The 15244-nt window shown below is 74.7% G+C and carries 12 protein-coding genes and 1 pseudogene; 6 read left to right on the top strand and 7 right to left on the bottom strand.

Features of this window, described 5'->3' with window-relative positions:
• Positions 1–53 precede the first annotated feature (53 nt).
• The gene (locus ACFYXU_RS19135; protein WP_376512479.1) at positions 54–899 is read right to left on the bottom strand and encodes an SDR family NAD(P)-dependent oxidoreductase; all 846 of its coding nucleotides are present in this window, start codon (positions 897–899) and stop codon (positions 54–56) included.
• A gap of 168 nt (positions 900–1067) precedes the next feature.
• Between ACFYXU_RS19135 and ACFYXU_RS19130 the strand changes: the two genes are divergently transcribed.
• Both ACFYXU_RS19130 and ACFYXU_RS19125 read left to right on the top strand, forming a co-directional pair.
• Complete coding sequence (locus ACFYXU_RS19130; RefSeq protein ID WP_376512478.1) at positions 1068–1667, top strand: TetR/AcrR family transcriptional regulator; 600 nt, start codon at positions 1068–1070, stop codon at positions 1665–1667.
• A gap of 303 nt (positions 1668–1970) precedes the next feature.
• Positions 1971–2738 carry a dienelactone hydrolase family protein gene (locus tag ACFYXU_RS19125; RefSeq protein ID WP_389459642.1) on the top strand — a complete coding sequence of 256 codons (768 nt, stop codon included), beginning with the start codon at positions 1971–1973 and terminating at the stop codon, positions 2736–2738.
• A 101-nt stretch (positions 2739–2839) separates the two neighbouring features.
• Here ACFYXU_RS19125 and ACFYXU_RS19120 read toward each other — a convergent pair whose 3' ends face one another.
• On the bottom strand, positions 2840–3442 hold the full coding sequence (locus tag ACFYXU_RS19120) for a TIGR03086 family metal-binding protein (protein ID WP_376512476.1): 603 nt from the start codon (positions 3440–3442) through the stop codon (positions 2840–2842).
• Positions 3443–3714: 272 nt separating this feature from the next.
• Here ACFYXU_RS19120 and ACFYXU_RS19115 point away from each other — a divergent pair, with 272 nt between their 5' ends.
• Positions 3715–5601 (top strand): transketolase, encoded by a 1887-nt coding sequence (locus ACFYXU_RS19115; RefSeq protein ID WP_389406007.1) that lies wholly within the window; start codon positions 3715–3717, stop codon positions 5599–5601.
• A gap of 127 nt (positions 5602–5728) precedes the next feature.
• Here the strand turns inward: ACFYXU_RS19115 and ACFYXU_RS19110 are convergent, their stop codons facing one another.
• Positions 5729–6832 (bottom strand): glutamate--cysteine ligase, encoded by a 1104-nt coding sequence (locus ACFYXU_RS19110; protein WP_376512472.1) that lies wholly within the window; start codon positions 6830–6832, stop codon positions 5729–5731.
• Positions 6833–6991: 159 nt separating this feature from the next.
• Between ACFYXU_RS19110 and ACFYXU_RS19105 the strand changes: the two genes are divergently transcribed.
• The 3 genes and pseudogenes from ACFYXU_RS19105 (at position 6992) to ACFYXU_RS19095 (ending at position 9399) form a co-directional block, all read left to right on the top strand.
• Positions 6992–8500, top strand: a complete 1509-nt coding sequence (locus ACFYXU_RS19105) for a DUF4246 domain-containing protein (RefSeq protein WP_389458757.1) — start codon at positions 6992–6994, stop codon at positions 8498–8500.
• A 110-nt stretch (positions 8501–8610) separates the two neighbouring features.
• Positions 8611–8946 (top strand): annotated as a pseudogene (locus tag ACFYXU_RS19100) (thioredoxin family protein); the annotation flags it as partial.
• 153 nt (positions 8947–9099) lie between these two features.
• Positions 9100–9399 (top strand): YkvA family protein, encoded by a 300-nt coding sequence (locus ACFYXU_RS19095; RefSeq protein WP_389406010.1) that lies wholly within the window; start codon positions 9100–9102, stop codon positions 9397–9399.
• Positions 9400–9413: 14 nt separating this feature from the next.
• On the opposite strand, the gene ACFYXU_RS19090 is transcribed toward ACFYXU_RS19095, so the two are convergent.
• From ACFYXU_RS19090 to ACFYXU_RS19075, 4 genes are all read right to left on the bottom strand, one after another.
• A complete protein-coding gene (locus ACFYXU_RS19090; RefSeq protein ID WP_389458755.1) occupies positions 9414–11216 on the bottom strand; it encodes a SpoIIE family protein phosphatase in 1803 nt (600 codons plus the stop codon).
• A 197-nt stretch (positions 11217–11413) separates the two neighbouring features.
• Positions 11414–12838 (bottom strand): tetratricopeptide repeat protein, encoded by a 1425-nt coding sequence (locus ACFYXU_RS19085; RefSeq protein WP_389458753.1) that lies wholly within the window; start codon positions 12836–12838, stop codon positions 11414–11416.
• 191 nt (positions 12839–13029) lie between these two features.
• A complete protein-coding gene (locus tag ACFYXU_RS19080; RefSeq protein WP_389458751.1) occupies positions 13030–13839 on the bottom strand; it encodes a thioesterase II family protein in 810 nt (269 codons plus the stop codon).
• A gap of 290 nt (positions 13840–14129) precedes the next feature.
• Complete coding sequence (locus ACFYXU_RS19075; RefSeq protein ID WP_389458749.1) at positions 14130–15221, bottom strand: tyrosine-protein phosphatase; 1092 nt, start codon at positions 15219–15221, stop codon at positions 14130–14132.
• Between the last annotated feature and the right edge of the window lie 23 nt (positions 15222–15244).

Genomic DNA, 15244 nt, shown 5'->3' with positions numbered 1-15244 from the left:
GGGCGTCCGGAGGTGTCCGCGCGCGGCGGTGCGCGGTCCCGCTCCCGGGCCGGTCAGCGGAGCCAGCCGTCGGTGAGCGTCCGGACGGACGAACCGTCCAGGTCGGCGAGGGTGGTGCCGACGAACTCGCGGGCCCACGCGGAGGTCTGGACCCGGAACGGGGGCCTGTCCCCGGACAGGGCCTCGATGATGGGGGCCGCCGCCTCCCTCGGCGTCTGGGCGTTGCCGAAGGACCGCTGGGTGCGGGCGAGGTACGCCTGGAGGGCCGGGGCGTACGGTCCGGCGTCGGCGATCAGGGCGGGGACGTCGAGGCCGATGTTGGCGACGAACTCGCTGGCGACCGCTCCCGGTTCGACCACGACGACGTCGACGCCGACGGTGGCGGCGACCGGGTCGAGCGACTGCATGAAGCCCTCGACGGCGAACTTGGCGGCGCAGTAGGCCTCGTTGAAGGGCTGCCCGACCGCGCCGCCGACGCTGGTGACGGTGATCACCCGGCCCCGGGACTCCCGGAGGTGGGGCAGGGCGGCGCGGGTGACGGCGACGACGCCGAAGAAGTTGACCTCCATGGCGGCCCGGACGTCGTCGAGGCTCATCCGCTCGATGGTGCCGACCTGCGCGGCGCCCGCGTTGTTCACCAGCGCGTCGAGGCGGCCGTGTTCGGCGATCACCGCGTCCAGGCATGCGGTGATGCCGGCGGGGTCGACGACGTCGAGGCGCTCGACCTGGATCAGGTCGGTGACCTCGTGCTCCGCCGCGGCCTTCAGCAGGGCGTCGGCCTTTCCGGTGTCGCGCATGGTGGCGACGACCCGCCACCCCTCCCGGGCGGCGGCGACGGCTGCGGCCAGGCCGATCCCGGAGGACGTGCCGGTGATCAGGACGGTCTTCTCGCTGGTCATCAAGGGGTCTCCTTGCGTGGCGGCTTCGCGACGCCTGACGAGGCCTTGTGAAGCCTTTCCGAGGGGGCCCGGCGGATAACCGGGGAACTCCCCACTTACTGCCCGGGAGGCTAACCGGGGAACTCCCCGGTTGTCCAGATAGACTGGTCCGCGACGAGAGGAGCAGCCGTGACCACCCAGCCGAGCGTCTTGCGCGCCGACGCCCGCCGCAACCGGGAGCGCATCCTCGAAGCGGCCGTACGGGCCTTCGCCGAGCAGGGCGCGGACGTCCCGATCGACACGATCGCCAAGGCCGCGGGCGTCGGGTCCGCCACGCTCTACCGCCACTTCCCCACCCGCGAGGCGCTGGTCGAGGCCGCCTACCGCAACGAGCTGGCCCGCGTCTGCGACAGCGCCGCCGAGCTGCTGGCCGACCTCCCGCCGGACCGGGCCCTGCGCGCGTGGATGGACCGGTTCATCGCGTACCTGGCCGCCAAGCAGGGCATGGCGGACGCCCTCAGGGCCGCGGTCGCCTCGGGCGCCGACCCCTTCGCGGAGACCCTCGACCGGCTCGGCGCGGCGATCGACGCCCTGCTCCGCGCGGGAGCCGAGGCCGGTCTCCTGCGCCCGGACGTCGACCCCTTCGACGTGGGCCTCAGCCTCGCGGGGGTCGGGCTGATCACCAGCTCTCCGGCCCAGCGGGACCGGTCCGGCCGCCTCCTCGACCTGCTGCTCGACGGCCTCCGCCACGGGGCGAGCGCACCCCGCCGGGAGCCTACGGGCGGGTGACGCGCCCCGGGCCGTCGACGCGGGGGTCGCGCCCGCCGCTGCCGGTGAGGACGGCCGCCGCCTCCCGGTCCGCCCTACGAACCGGTCCCGGGCGCGCGCCGCCGGGGGAGAGCGAGGCTCGTCAGCGTGACCCGCCGGTCGGACGCGTCACCCCGCCGCTCCACCAGACCCGACTCCTCCCTCACCTTCACCACTCAGAGCCTGTCCTCGTTCCGCCGGCGGCGGAACACCGGCCGGACCGGCCCGCCGGTCCCTACTGTCCGTCCCATGACGACCACGACGACCCTCACGACCAAGACGACCGTGACGACCACGACGACGCGTACGGTCGAGTACCAGGCCGACGGTCTGACGATGTTCGGGCACCTCGCGCTCCCGGCCGGGGGCGGCCCTCGGCCCGCGGTGCTGCTCGGACCCGAGGGCACGGGGCTCAGCGACGTCGAGCGCCGCCGGGCCGACGCCCTCGCCGAGCTGGGATACACGGCGCTCGCCTTCGACCTGCACGGCGGTCGCTATCTGGCCGACCCCGAGGAGATGCGGGCCCGCTGCCTGCCCCTGCTCGCCGATCCCGAGCGGCTGCGCGGCATCGGCCGCGCGGCGCTCGACGTGCTGCGCGCCGAGCCGCGGACGGACCCCGACCGGATCGCCGCCGTCGGCTACGGCACGGGCGGCGCGATCGCGCTGGAACTCGGGCGCGACGGCGTCGACCTGCGCGCGATCGGGACGGTCAACGCGCTGACCACGGGCCGACCGGGCGAGGCGGCGCACATCCGCTGCCCGGTGTGGGCCGGGGTCGGCTCGGAGGACCCGATCATGTCGCCGGACCAGCGGGACGCGTTCATCGCCGAGATGCGGGACGCGGGGATCGACTGGCGCCTCACGGTCTACGGCGGCGCCCTGCACGCCTTCCACCACCCGCCGGTCGACCATCCCACGGTCCCCGGCGTCGGCCATCACCCCCGGCACGCGCGGCGGGCCTGGCGGGACGTGGTCGACCTGCTCGCCGAGTGCCTGCCCGTGACGGAGGATCCGGAGCGCGACGCGGACGAGCCGGGCGGCCGAGGACGCTGACGGTCCCCTCCCCCGGGCCGTACGGCCGGGGGGAGGGGCACGGTCCTCGTCACCAAGGGCGTGGCACGGCCCGCGTCACCGGGGGCCGGGCACGGCCTTCGTCACAGGATGCCCGGCGCGCTCCAGTGCGGGTCGCGTCCGCTCAGGCCCACCGTACGGTCCAGCAGCGGAGCCCCGTCCGGGACGGGCACCGCGGCGCCGAAGAGGCCGCCGCCGTCTCCCTGCTCCTCGGCCGCGGCCAGCAGGAACGCGTGCGAAGCGCGAAGCGCGGCCGGGTCGGGGACGTACTCCTGGCCGGTGGCCCGGGCCAGGTCCCAGCCGTGGACGACCAGCTCGTCGGCGGCCACGATCCCGGCGACCTCACCGGGCAGGTCCACCCCGCCCGCGCGGGTGAACCCGGTCCAGGCCTCCGGGCTCTTCCAGGCCTCGGCCAGCTCCGCGAGCAGCCGGGGCAGTTCCGTGCGCCAGTCGGCCGGCAGGACCGGCCTGGTGCTGCCGGGCGGGACCGCGGTGCTGGGGCCCAGGTCCTTGCGGGCGGCGTCGCGGAAGGCCAAGGACAGGCCGGCCAGGTGTCCCAGCAGGTCGGTCACGGCGTACTCCGGGCAGGGCGTCCGGTCGGCGAGCCGGTCCTCCGGAACGCCCGCCGCGAGACGCGCCACGACGAGCGTCTGGGGGCCGAGGTCGAGATCGGTGGTGGATGTCATCTGCTGCTCCTCCGGGACGACGGGTCTGAAGGGTGGACCGGTGGCGGGCCCGGAACTCATCGCGGTGCGGCGAGGAAGCACGGGACGAGGGTGAGGGCAACGGGGGAGGCATACCCGGCGGGGCCCCGAGCAGACGCCCGGGGGAAGGACGTCGCACCCGAGCGGCCCAAGCCGCGCGCCGGGCGTGATCGACCGCGCCCGGCCGGGAACCCCTGACCCCGGTGGCGGGACCGTTCCCGCGCCCGGCCGCTCCGCAGGAAAGGACCCTCCCCATGACCACGGCTCCCCCGACCGCCCCGCTCGGCCCCGACAGCGACCTCTCCGAGGTCTTCGAGCTCGCGCAGCAGCTCCGGGTCGACTCGGTGCGCGCCAGCACGTCCGCGGGCTCCGGCCATCCCACCTCCAGCCTGTCCGCGGCCGATCTGATGGCGGTCCTGATGACCCGGCACCTCCGCTACGACTGGGCGGCTCCGGACAACCCGGCCGGTGACCACCTGATCTTCTCGAAGGGCCACGCGTCGCCCCTGCTGTACGCGATGTTCAAGGCCGCCGGCGCGATCGGCGACGACGAGCTGATGACCACGTACCGCCGCTCGGGCCACCGTCTTCAGGGGCATCCGACCCCGGTCCTGCCCTGGGTGGACCTGGCGACCGGCTCCCTCGGCCAGGGCATCGCGTACGGGGTCGGCATCGCGCTCGCCGGCCGCGACCTGGAGCGGCTGCCGTACCGCGTGTGGGTGCTGTGCGGCGACAGCGAGATGGCCGAGGGCTCCGTGTGGGAGGCCCTGGACAAGGCCGGGCAGCACCGGCTGGCCAACTTCGTCGCCCTCGTCGACGTCAACCGCCTCGGCCAGAGCGGCCCCACCGAGCTGGAGTGGGACACCGCCGCGTACGCCCGCCGCGTCGAGGCCTTCGGCTGCCGGGCGCTCGTGGTCGACGGGCACGACCTGGCCCAGATCGACCGGGCCCTGACCGTGGCCGCGGACGGAACGGGACCCACGGTGATCGTCGCCCGGACGGTCAAGGGCCAAGGCGTCTCCGAGGTCGCCGACAAGAACGGCTGGCACGGCAAGCCCCTGCCGGAGGACATGGCCGAGCGGGCCGTCGCCGAGCTCGGCGGTGTCCGCCGCCTCGCCGTGCGCGGTCCGGTGCCGCCGGCGGCCGACGGCACGGGCGCCCGCCCCGGCGACGGCGCGGCGGGCCCGGTGGAGCTGCCGCGCTACGAGGTCGGGGACGAGGTCGCGACCCGCGTCGCGTTCGGTGCCGCCCTCACCGCGCTCGGCGCCCGCCCCGAGGTGGTCGCGCTGGACGCCGAGGTCGGGAACTCCACGCACAGCGAGGACTTCCGGAAGGCCCACCCGGAACGGTTCTTCCAGACGTACATCGCCGAACAGCAGATGGTCGCCGAGGCCGTCGGCATGGCCGTACGCGGCTTCCGCCCGTACGCCACGACCTTCGCCGCGTTCCTCACGCGCGCGCACGACTTCATCCGGATGGCCGCCGTCTCGCAGGTCACGCTCTCCCTGTGCGGCACGCACGCCGGCGTCGAGATCGGTGCCGACGGGCCCTCTCAGATGGGCGTCGAGGACCTGGCCATGATGCGCGCCGTCCTCGGCTCCACCGTGCTCTACCCCTCCGACGCCACCTCCGCGGCGGCCCTGACGGCCGCCATGGCCGACCTCGACGGCATCTCGTACCTGCGCACCACGCGCGGCGCGTATCCGGTGCTGTACGCGTCCGGCGAGACCTTCCCGGTGGGCGGTTCCAAGACCCCGCGCCGGAGCGAGGACGACGCGGTGACCCTCGTGGGCGCGGGCGTGACGCTCCACGAGTGCCTCGCCGCGGCCGAGGAGCTGGCCGCCGACGGCGTCCGGGCCCGCGTCGTCGACCTCTACTCCGTCAAGCCGGTCGACACCGACACCCTCGTCCGGGCCGCGCGGGAGACGGGCGCCCTCGTCGTCGTGGAGGACCACCACCCCGAGGGCGGCATCGGAGAGGCCGTGCTGTCCGCGCTCGCCCCGGGCGGTCACCGTCCGGCCTTCGCCCACCTCGCGGTCACCGGACTGCCGGGGTCCGGCACGACGGAGGAGCTGCTCGACGAGGCGGGCATCTCCCGCGCCCACATCGCCCGCGCGGCCCGGGAGCTGCTGGACCGGTAGGGGAGGCGTGGGCGGTGGCGTACGACCGGTAGCTCAGCCTGAGCGGTGGCGGCGCACGACCGGTGGCGGCACGGGCCCGTGGAGGAAGATCCCACGGGGCGGCCCGCCCACCCGCCGCCCCGTGCCGTCACGCGTCGTCGCCGACCGTGATCCGTACGCACTCCCGCACGACCTCGGCCAGATCGCGGCCCTCGCGGTACAGGTCCCGCTGACGCGCCGCGCCGCCGCCCCGCGCGGTGAGCGCGGACAGGGTGCGACGGGCCCGGTCGCGGTCGCCGGTGGCGTCGAGCGCCGCGTCCGTGTGCTCCAGGAGGGCGTCCAGGGCGGCCTCGGCGGGTGTCTCGCACATCGAGCGGGGGTCGAGGAGCGGCCCCTGGAGCCCGGAGCGCGCGGCGCGCCAGGAGGCGAGCCGCAGCAGCCCCGCAGGGATCCGGGCGGGCGGCTCACCGGCGCGCCAGGCGCGGGCCGCGGTCTCCACGAGGCCCCGGGCCAGCGTCGCCACCAGCACGGTGGTGTCCGGCTCCAGGCACACGTCGGCGACGCGGATCTCCACGGTGGGATAGCTGTGGGAGAGCCGGGCGTCGAAGTAGATCATGCCCGGGTCCCGCAGCACCCCCGTCGTCAGCATGTCGCGCACCCGCGCGTGGTAGGCCTCGGCACTGCCGAAGGGCTCGTACGGCCCGGCCGAGGGCAGCCGGTTCCAGACCCGGCTGCGGTAGCTGCTGTACCCGCTGTCCTGACCGTCCCAGAACGGCGAGTTGCCGCTGATCGCGTTCAGGAGCGGGAGCCAGGGCCGGATCCGGTCCAGGACCGCGACCCCTTCGTCGTCGGACTCCACGGAGACGTGCACGTGGCACCCGCAGGTGAGCTGCTCCTGCGTGGTGAGGGCGAACTGCTCCGCCATCCAGCGGTAGCGGCGGCCGAAGTTGCGCGAAGGCTCCACCGGCAGCGGCGAGGTCGCCAGGGCCGCGACCCGGGCGCCCGCGTCCTTGGCGTGCCGGGCGGCCTCGCCGCGCCAGCGGACGATCTCCTCGCGCAGTTCGCCCATGTCGCTGAGGGGCCGGGTCGCGAATTCCACCTGTTCCTGGTGCAGCTCCTTCTCGAAGACGCCGTCCGCGTCCTCTCCACCGGCCGCCGCCGCGGCGGCGAGCACCGCGGACGACACCGCGAGCGGCTCGCCCGTCGTGGCGCTGACCAGCAGCAGTTCCTCTTCGACTCCTACGGTGCGCATCGCCGCTCCTGTACGACCCCGGGCAAGTTCCGTGCCGCGGGCTCCGTGGAGTCCGCGGGTCCTGCGTATGCCCCGGACGGCCCGGGTGATGCTCCTTCCGTGTCAGTGCGCTGACGTATCGTTCCCGCCACCGCACACCGACTCGGAGGACCAAGAGAATTGACCGGCCTGTCTGCCTTTCCGCTGCCCTTCCAAGCTTCCCGTTCCCTCCCCTACGCGGCACCCCGGACGCTGCGCGAACTCGAGATGATCGCGTGCAGCGCGCGCGTGCGGGAGAAGTCCGGGTGGTCCGACAAGATGCACGACGCCGACATCGTCGCCCGGTGGACGGAGGAGGCCGTCGCCCAGGGGCTCACCGAGGCGCAGGTGCGGTACGTGCTCGCCGAGCTGGCGCACTACGCGGCGCTGCGGGACGGGCGGACCGGCGCGGAGGTGTCCGCCGTCGACGGGGTGTGGCAGTCGGACACCCTCGTGGACGAGGGGCTCAGGTCGCGGCTGCGCGAGGCGGTCCGGGTCCTGGAGGAGGTCCCCGAAGCGGAGCGGGACTGGCACCCGGGCTCCGGCGGCCAGGTGCTGGACCTGGTGCACCCCTCGCTGTTCTGCCTGGTGAGGGAGGTGAGCGGCGGGCCCGAGCGGGCCTGGGAGAACCCGACGAACTTCTACTCGAAGCACGAGTTCTCGGAGCGGTTCCAGTGGCTGCCCACCGATGTCGACATCAGTGACGAGGGCGCTGTCGCGTTCCGTTCGTACGTCAACAACGTCCACCCCGAGCGGCATCGCGAGCTGGACGCCGTGCTGCCGGAGCTGTTCGCGCGGCTCCTTCCGCTGTTCGAGAACGTGCTCACGGACCTGCGGCATCCCCGGCCGTCCCGGATCGAGGCGGATCCGTTCGGGTGGTACGACTCGAAGCCGCGGTACCCCGCCCGGTCCGACTACGCCGACGCGGGCGCCTTCTCGGATGCCGTCGACGCGTGGGGCGACGCGCACGAGCAGTGGTGGGAGACCCGCACCCCGGTCGTCCCGGACGCCCCGGCGTACATCCCGCACCCGAGGCCCGCCGATGCCGAACGGGTCGACCTGAGCGGCCGGGGCGTCCAGGTCGTCGTCAAGCTCGCCACGATCCATCTGACTCCGGAGAACCCCGAGTACGCGGGCGGTTCCTGGCACGTCGAGGGCATGCTGAACGAGCGGATCGTCTCGACCGGCATCTACTACTGGGACAGCGAGAACATCACCGAGAGCCGGCTGAGCTTCCGGGCGGCACTCGACGACCCGCACTACGAGCAGAACGACGACGAGGGTCTGCGGGAGGTCTACGGTCTGGAGGACCAGGACGCGCTGAACCAGGTGCTCGGATCGGCGTCGACGCCGGCGGGCCGCTGCCTGGCCTTCCCGAACGTGCTCCAGCACCGCGTCGGCCCGTTCCGGCTGGCGGACCCCGGCCGCCCGGGGCACCGCAAGATCCTCGCGTTCTTCCTCGTCGATCCGTCGGAGCGCATCGTCTCCACGTCCGACGTGCCCCCGCAGCAGCCGTGGGCCACGACCTCGACCATGACGCTGGAACAGGCCGGTCACTTCCGCGAGGAACTCATGCGGGAGCGCAAGTTCTTCGTCGACGAGCACAATGAGCAGCTCTACGAGCGCGAGTTCTCCCTCTGCGAGCACTGACCCCCGGGCGGCCCGGGCCGTGCCGGGCCCGGGCCGCCCGACGCCTCCGGCAGCGGTCCGCGCGGGGGATGATGGGGCCGCAACGACGGAACGCGAGGTCAGGAGCCTGCATGGCGAAGCGGATGCACCAGCCCCGCGAGGACGCGGAGTTCGATTTCATCCTCGGGATGAGCACGGTCCCGGTCCTCGCGTACTTCACCGGCACGTGGCCCAAGGCGATCGAGGCCTGCCGGGCGATGGACCTCGTGATCGGCGAGGTCGCCGACGCCTACGCGGGCCGTCTGACGGCCGTCCGCACCGACATCACGCGCTGCCCCTCGGCCACCGGGCGGTACGAGGTCACCGGCGCGCCGACCTGCGTCCTGCTGGTGGACGGCGAGGCGGTGGCGCGCGCGGCGGGGCCCCTGACGGGCTCCGAGGTCCGGCATCTCCTGGACGCCCATCTCCGAGCGCGCCCGGACTCCCCCGCTGCTCCGCCCAGGCCCGGGGGCCCGTCGGAGCGCGGGTGACGCCCTGCGCGCGTGCGGAGCCGTAGCCTGGTGGGCGCCGCGGTCGCACGACCGCTGCGTGGAATCGGCGACAGCGGGCAGGAGAGCGGCATGGACGGATCCGTCTGGCTCATCGTGGCCGTGGTTCTCGCACTCGTGGCGGCGGGATACGCGGCCGTGCTGCTCGTCCGCGTCTTCCGGGCCCGGCGGCTGCTGCTCGACGCCGGTGTCCCCCTGCAGTCCAAGGCGCTCTTCTGGGCGGCCGTGGTCTACACGATCTCGCCGGTCGACCTCATCCCGGACCCGGTCTACCTGGACGACATCGGCGTGCTCCTGGTCGCCCTGCGGGTGCTGCACTCGGCGGCCGCCGGGGCCAAGACCACCCCCGGACGCCTGCCCCGGGACCCGTAGGCGCGGGACCGCCCTCAGGAAGGCAGGTCCTGCTCCGCCCACACCACCTTGCCGGTCACGGTGCGGCAGAAGCCCCACCGGCGGCACAGCATGTTGATGAGCTGGAGGCCCCGGCCGCCCTCGTCGCTGAGGTCCGCGTGCTGGATCTGGGGCAGGTCGGGGCCCGTGTCCGAGACCTCCACGACCAGGCGGTCGCCGCGCAGCAGCCGGATGGTCCCCGGGCCGTTGCCGTAGCGCAGGGCGTTGCCGACGAGCTCCGAGACGACGAGTTCGAAGACGTCGGCGAGCTCCGTGAGCTCCCAGGCGGCGAGCTGCTCCGTGACCAGGTGCCGGGCGACGGAGGCCGCCCTGCCCTCCCTCGGCAGCTCCCACTCCCGCAGGTCGCCGGTGTCCTCCGAGCCCGTCGTCGCGACGAGGAGCACGGCCTCGTCGAACCGGGCCGCGCCGGCGGGCGCGCAGTCGATCAGGCCACTGCCTTCGAGCGCACCGGGCGCGAGACCGCGCGCGGCGGAGCACAGACGGTCCAGCTGGTGCTCGACGTCCTCCTGCCGGGACTTGATGAGCCCGTCCGTGTACATGACCAGGCTGCCGTCCTGCGGCACCTTCAGCCGGACCGGGTCGTACGGGATCACGCCCGCGCCGAGCGGCGCGCCGACGGGCACGTCCACGAACTCGGCGGAGCCCCGGCCGTCCAGGAGCAGCGGCGGCAGGTGCCCGGCGCTGGCCAGCGTGTACGTGGCGTCGGCGGGGTCGTACACGGCGCACAGGAACGTGGCGACCTGCTCGTCCTCCAGGTCGCGGGTGGCGAGGTCGAGCCGGGCCAGGACGCGCTCCGGGGCCATGTCGAGGGTCATCAGGGTGCGGGCCACCGCCCGGAGCCGCCCCATGGTGGCGGCGGCGGGCAGCCCGTGGCCCATGACGTCGCCGACCATGAGGGCCGTGCGTCCGCCGGGCAGCGCCATGACGTCGTACCAGTCCCCGCCCACGCCGTGGTGGGCCGCGGAGGGAGCGTACTCGGCCCGCACGCGCAGGCCCGGCGTCACGGGGGTGGCGCGCGGCAGCAGGGCCCGCTGGAGGGAGACGACGTGCTCGCGCTCGCGCCCGTACAGCCGGGCGTTGTCGATGTAGACGGCGGCCCGGGACGCCAGCTGCTCGGCGAGGGCGAGGTCGGTGGAGGAGAACGGCGGTGAGCCCCGGCCGCGGACGAAGTCCGCGCTGCCGAGGAGCAGTCCCCGGGCGATGAGGGGCACGGCGAGGTAGCTGTGGACTCCGGCGGCGCGCATCTTCGCCGCCGCCCGCTCGGTCGGCGCGACCTTGAGGAAGTCCTCGTGGCGCATGCGGCTCACCAGGACCGGCTTGCCCTGGCGCAGGCAGTAGCGGTGGAGCAGCGTCTCGTGGGCCTCCTCGGCGCGGGCCGAGGTCGTCTCGCCGACGGGGGTGGGCTCCAGGGAGGCGAGGGACTCGACGGCGCACAGGGCGGTGGCCCGCATCAGCGGGGCGCCCGCGCCGGTCCAGCGTGAGCCCTCGTCGCCCCTCAGGACGCTCTCCAGGATGTCGACGGCGGCGCCGTCGGCGAAGCGGGGCACGGTGAACTCGGCCAGTTCCCGCGCGGTGCGCTCCAGGTCGAGGGTGGTGCCGATGCCGGCTCCCGCCGCGTTCAGCCAGGCGAGCCGGCCCCGGGTGGTGAGCCGGTCGAGGGGGACCTCGCCGCCGTTCCGGGCGCGGCGTCCGCGGGCACCGGGCGAGCGGCGCACCGCGGCGCCCTTTCCGGTCGAAGCGCGGACGGTCAGGCGCCGCTTCCCCTCGCCGCCGTTCACTCTTTCGACCTCCCGGAAGGAACTCGACCGTTGTCGGTGCCCAGCATGCACCCTTTTCCGGCCGCTTGGCTGCTCCCTGCCGGTACGGCGTGGAAAGCGTTCGGGCGGCGGGGCCGAACGGCCACGCTCCGGTGCACGGGGGTCGACGTACGGTGATCATTGGGGCCCCCGCGGGCCTGTGCGTGCCGGGGGAGGCTTCAGAACCGGTCGGAGGTGAGGTCCCCGCTCCGGCCCAGACGCCCCGCCCGGTCGCGGGCGGCGGCGGCCCGCGCGGCGTCCCCCAGGGAGTCCGCGAGGCGGGCCCGGCTCAGCCAGTTGTACGGACTGTCCGGGCGCAGCGCGGTCCGCTCGCTGATCAGGACCCGCGCCTCGTCGTGCCGTCCGGACCGCAGGGCCGCGTCCAGGAGGGTCTTCTGGAGCGCGTCGCGCTGGGCGTGGCTGCCGCCGAACTCGTGCAGCCGTCGCCGCAGCGGCCACAGGAGCTCCATGACGGTGGTGTGGTCTCCCCCGGCGTGGGCGACGAGCGCCTCGCACACGGGCAGGCCCACGTCCGCGGTCATCGCGTGGTTGGTGACCGCGCCCGTGCCCGGTTCCGCCAGCCAGCGCCGTCGGTCGGCGATCAGCCGGAGGGCCTGACCGGTCCGGCCGGCACCGACGTACGCCATGACCGCGTGCACGTCGTTGAAGGCGTAGAACGGGGGGTCCTCGCGTGCCGCCCAGGCGTCCGCGAGCGCCTCCCAGCGGCGGGTCTGCTCGGAGCGCGCGAGATGGAACCGCCACAGCATGGCCGCCGCGTCGAGGAGTTCCATGGCCACGCCCCTGGAGTCCTCGTGGTGCAGGGCCGCGTCGTAGATGCCGAGCGCCGTGTCGGTGCGGCCCGCCTCCAGCGCGTAGAGGGCGTAGTGCCACCAGGTGTGGACGGTCAGGAAGGTGCCGTCCGACCAGTCGTCGGCGCGCGCGTCGAGATAGGCGATGCCGTCGGCGAAGCGGCCCTGCATCTCGTAGGTGTGGGCGACGGCGTGGATCGCCCACACGTCGTGGCGGTTGCGCTCGACCGCGGCCGCTCCGGTGTCCCGGGCGTGGGCGTAGTGCCCGGACTCCTCCAGGCCGAAGGCGTACATGCCGAGGATCGGACCGAGGTGGGGGTCGTCCTCGTCCCAGGCGGACAGGGCGCCGCCGACCCTGTCCCGCAGCCGGAGCGCGTCGCCGGTGAGGAAGTCGAGCTGGTGTCCGACGAAGAGTGCGAGCGGGTCCCTCGGGCGGGCCACGATCAGCTCCTCCAGGAGGGCGCTCCCGCGCCGCAGGTCGCCCGCGAGCAGGCTTCCGGCGGCGGCCGTGTGCAGGCGCTCCCGCAGGGGCAGAGCGGTGGGGTCGAGACCGGAGACGAAGGCGTCGAAGCGGCCGCGCGCCTCGGCGGCGGCCGTCGGCTCCGTGCCGAGGACGCCCAGGTAGGCGGCGAAGGCGTGGGCGAGCGGGGCGGTGGGAGCGGCCGCGATCAGGTCGTCGACGGCTTCGGTCACCTCGGGACGGAAGAAGAGGAGTGCCTCCACCGCGCGGTCCAGGTGCGCGGCCGCCTCCGCCGTGCCGTCGTACACGTCATGGCCGTACCGGTCGGTCGCCAACGCTGATCACCTCGTCATCGGAGCCACCCTGGGGGTGCGCCCCGGAGGGACGCCCCTCCCATGGAGCCAGCTACGGGCGCCCCGGCACAGTCCCTGAACAGGTGAACCGCGCCCTTCGGGGCCCCTGGCGACGGGTCGTCACCTTCCCGTCGGCCCCCGGGGACGAGGTCGGGCGGCGGGCGGGCGTGCCGTCAGGGGCGGGGCTCCGGCGCGGGCAGGCGGGCCGCGGCCACCGCGGCGGTGATGCGCCCGGCGAGCCGGGTCCGGTGCCGTACGAGGTAGAAGTGGCCGCCGTCGAGCATGTCGACGCCCAGGAAGCGTTCCGTGCGACCCTCCCAGGCCGCCAGGCGCTCCCACCCGACCACGGGGTCGTCGGCGCCGCCGAAGGCCGAGACGGGGACGCGCAGCGGTGCGGCGTCCGCCCTCGGCCGCCAGGTGTCGACGAGCGCGAAGTCGTTGCGGAAGGTGGGGCCGAAGTGGCTCCAGGCGTCCTCGTCGTCCAGCACGGCGGCGGGTGTGCCGCCCACCGACCGGAGCCAGTCCCGCAGCTTCTCGTCGGTGAGCAGGTGGCGGGCCCGGGGCGCCGTCGTGTCCGGGGCGGACCGCGGCGCGGCCCCGCACGCGGAGACGCCCAGCCAGACGGGCGGGGTGCGTCCCTCGGCCGTCAGACGCCGGGTCAGTTCGTACGCGACGAGGGAGCCCATGCTGTGCCCGAAGAAGGCGAAGGGGCGGTCCGTCCAGGGCAGGAGCTCCCGGGCGAAGTACGTGACCAGGTCCTCGACGTTGTCGATCAGGGGGACGCCGCTCAGGCGGCCCCGTCCGGGGGCGTCGAGCACACACACCTCCCAGTCGGCCGGGAACAACTGCTCCCAGCCCCGGTAGAGGAGGTGCGAGCCGCCGGCGTGGTGGAAGAGGAACAGGCGCAGCGTGGCCCCCGGCACGGGCCGGAGGCAGGTCACGGCGCCGTGCGCCGGCGGGTGCGGGGGCGTACGGGTCACCATGCGCGCGCTCGCTCTCCCGCCGGGGCGGGCGCCCCGGCTCCCGGGGTGTCCGGTGTCCGCCCCGCGAGGGGGGTGTCCGGTGTCCGCCCCGCGAGGGGGGTGGGCCGGGGCGAACCCCCGCTTCCGACGGGCTTCACGGTCTGCTGCACGGTGATGCGCCCCTTCTTCCCTCTGCGGCTCCCGGGCCGCACGAAGACTATCGCCGCGCCCCCGGCGGCCAGCCACGTGGGAGGCCGCTCCCCCGCCGCGGGCGAGCGGCCCGGTCGGGCGGCGCCGCCGGTGCCGGGCCCTCAGCCGACGAGGAGGTCCTCCCGGAGGCGCTTCAGCTCGCGGTGGTCGATGCCGAGGGCGTCCTTCAGGTACCGGTCGAAGGAGCCGTACGCCGTCCCGACCTCGTCGTAGCCGGAGTTGAGGTACTCGGGGCGGACGTCGAGGAGCGGCTTGTAGACGGCGGCCTGTGCGGGCGGGAGCTGGCCGAGCACGGCGTCGTTGGCGGCCTTGCGGTAGGTGTTGCTGGCGAGGTAGTCGGCCATGACGGTCTCGCGCGGCACGCCGAGCGCCGTCAGCAGGGCGGCGCCGGCCCAGCCGGTGCGGTCCTTGCCGGCGGTGCAGTGGAAGAGCACGGAGCGGGCGTCGTCCGCGGCGATGCCGTCGAGGACCTGGCGGTAGGCCTTCTTGCCGCCCTCGCCGCTGACCATGGACTTCTCGGCGTCGACCATCATCCGTTCGGCCTCGGCGGGGGTCCGCGGGAGCTGCTGGAAGGCGCCGGATCCGGCGAAGACGTCGGCGACGACGTAGTCGGCTCCGGCGGGGACCCGGTCGGGCGCCTTGGTGCGCTCGTCCTCCATGCGCAGGTCGAAGACGGTCCGCACGCCCAGGCGCCGGAGCTTCGCCCGGTCCTCGGGGGTCAGGCGGTCGAGGGCGTCGGAGCGGTAGACCTCGCCCATCCTCACCCACCGGCCGTCCTCGGTGCGGTAGCCGCCGGCGTCGCGGAGGTTGACGGTCCCGGAGAGCCGGACGAGCCGGTCGGCGAGCTCCAGGCCCCGGCCGCGGTCGGCGTCGAAGCGGAACCACTGGCGGTCGGCGGCGGGCAGGCCGGTGACCACGGCCCGGCCGGTGGCGCCGCCCCGGGCGACGACCTTGCCGTGGGCGCGGATCTCGACGCGGCGCACGCCCTCCGCCTTCCAGCTGAGGGTGTACGAACCGTCGGATCCGGCGGTCACGGTGGCTTCGGTGAACGGGATGGAGTGGCCGGATCGGTGCGGCTCGTGGGCCCGCGACAGACCCCGCTCGGAGGGGCTCGCGAGGGCGGTCGGCGCCAGGGGAAGGCCGAGGGTGAGGGCGGAGACGAGGGCGGTCGCGGAGAGGGTTGCCTTGTTCATGGCCGTGAGACTGGGCGGCCGGG

Source organism: Streptomyces sp. NPDC002232 (assembly GCF_042890295.1).
Classification (GTDB): Bacteria; Actinomycetota; Actinomycetes; order Streptomycetales; family Streptomycetaceae; genus Streptomyces.
The sequence above is the reverse complement of the archived record's forward strand: the minus strand, read 5'-3'. Positions and strand labels throughout refer to the sequence as shown.

Bases quoted from the DNA above. Each gene is read 5' to 3' on its own strand.
- ACFYXU_RS19095 (WP_389406010.1), top strand. From the start codon at position 9,100: ATGGACGGATCCGTCTGGCTCATCGTGGCCGTGGTTCTCGCACTCGTG.
- ACFYXU_RS19115 (WP_389406007.1), top strand. From the start codon at position 3,715: ATGACCACGGCTCCCCCGACCGCCCCGCTCGGCCCCGACAGCGACCTC.
- ACFYXU_RS19075 (WP_389458749.1), bottom strand. From the start codon at position 15,221: ATGAACAAGGCAACCCTCTCCGCGACCGCCCTCGTCTCCGCCCTCACC.
- ACFYXU_RS19080 (WP_389458751.1), bottom strand. From the start codon at position 13,839: ATGGTGACCCGTACGCCCCCGCACCCGCCGGCGCACGGCGCCGTGACC.
- ACFYXU_RS19120 (WP_376512476.1), bottom strand. From the start codon at position 3,442: ATGACATCCACCACCGATCTCGACCTCGGCCCCCAGACGCTCGTCGTG.
- ACFYXU_RS19110 (WP_376512472.1), bottom strand. From the start codon at position 6,832: ATGCGCACCGTAGGAGTCGAAGAGGAACTGCTGCTGGTCAGCGCCACG.
- ACFYXU_RS19135 (WP_376512479.1), bottom strand. From the start codon at position 899: ATGACCAGCGAGAAGACCGTCCTGATCACCGGCACGTCCTCCGGGATC.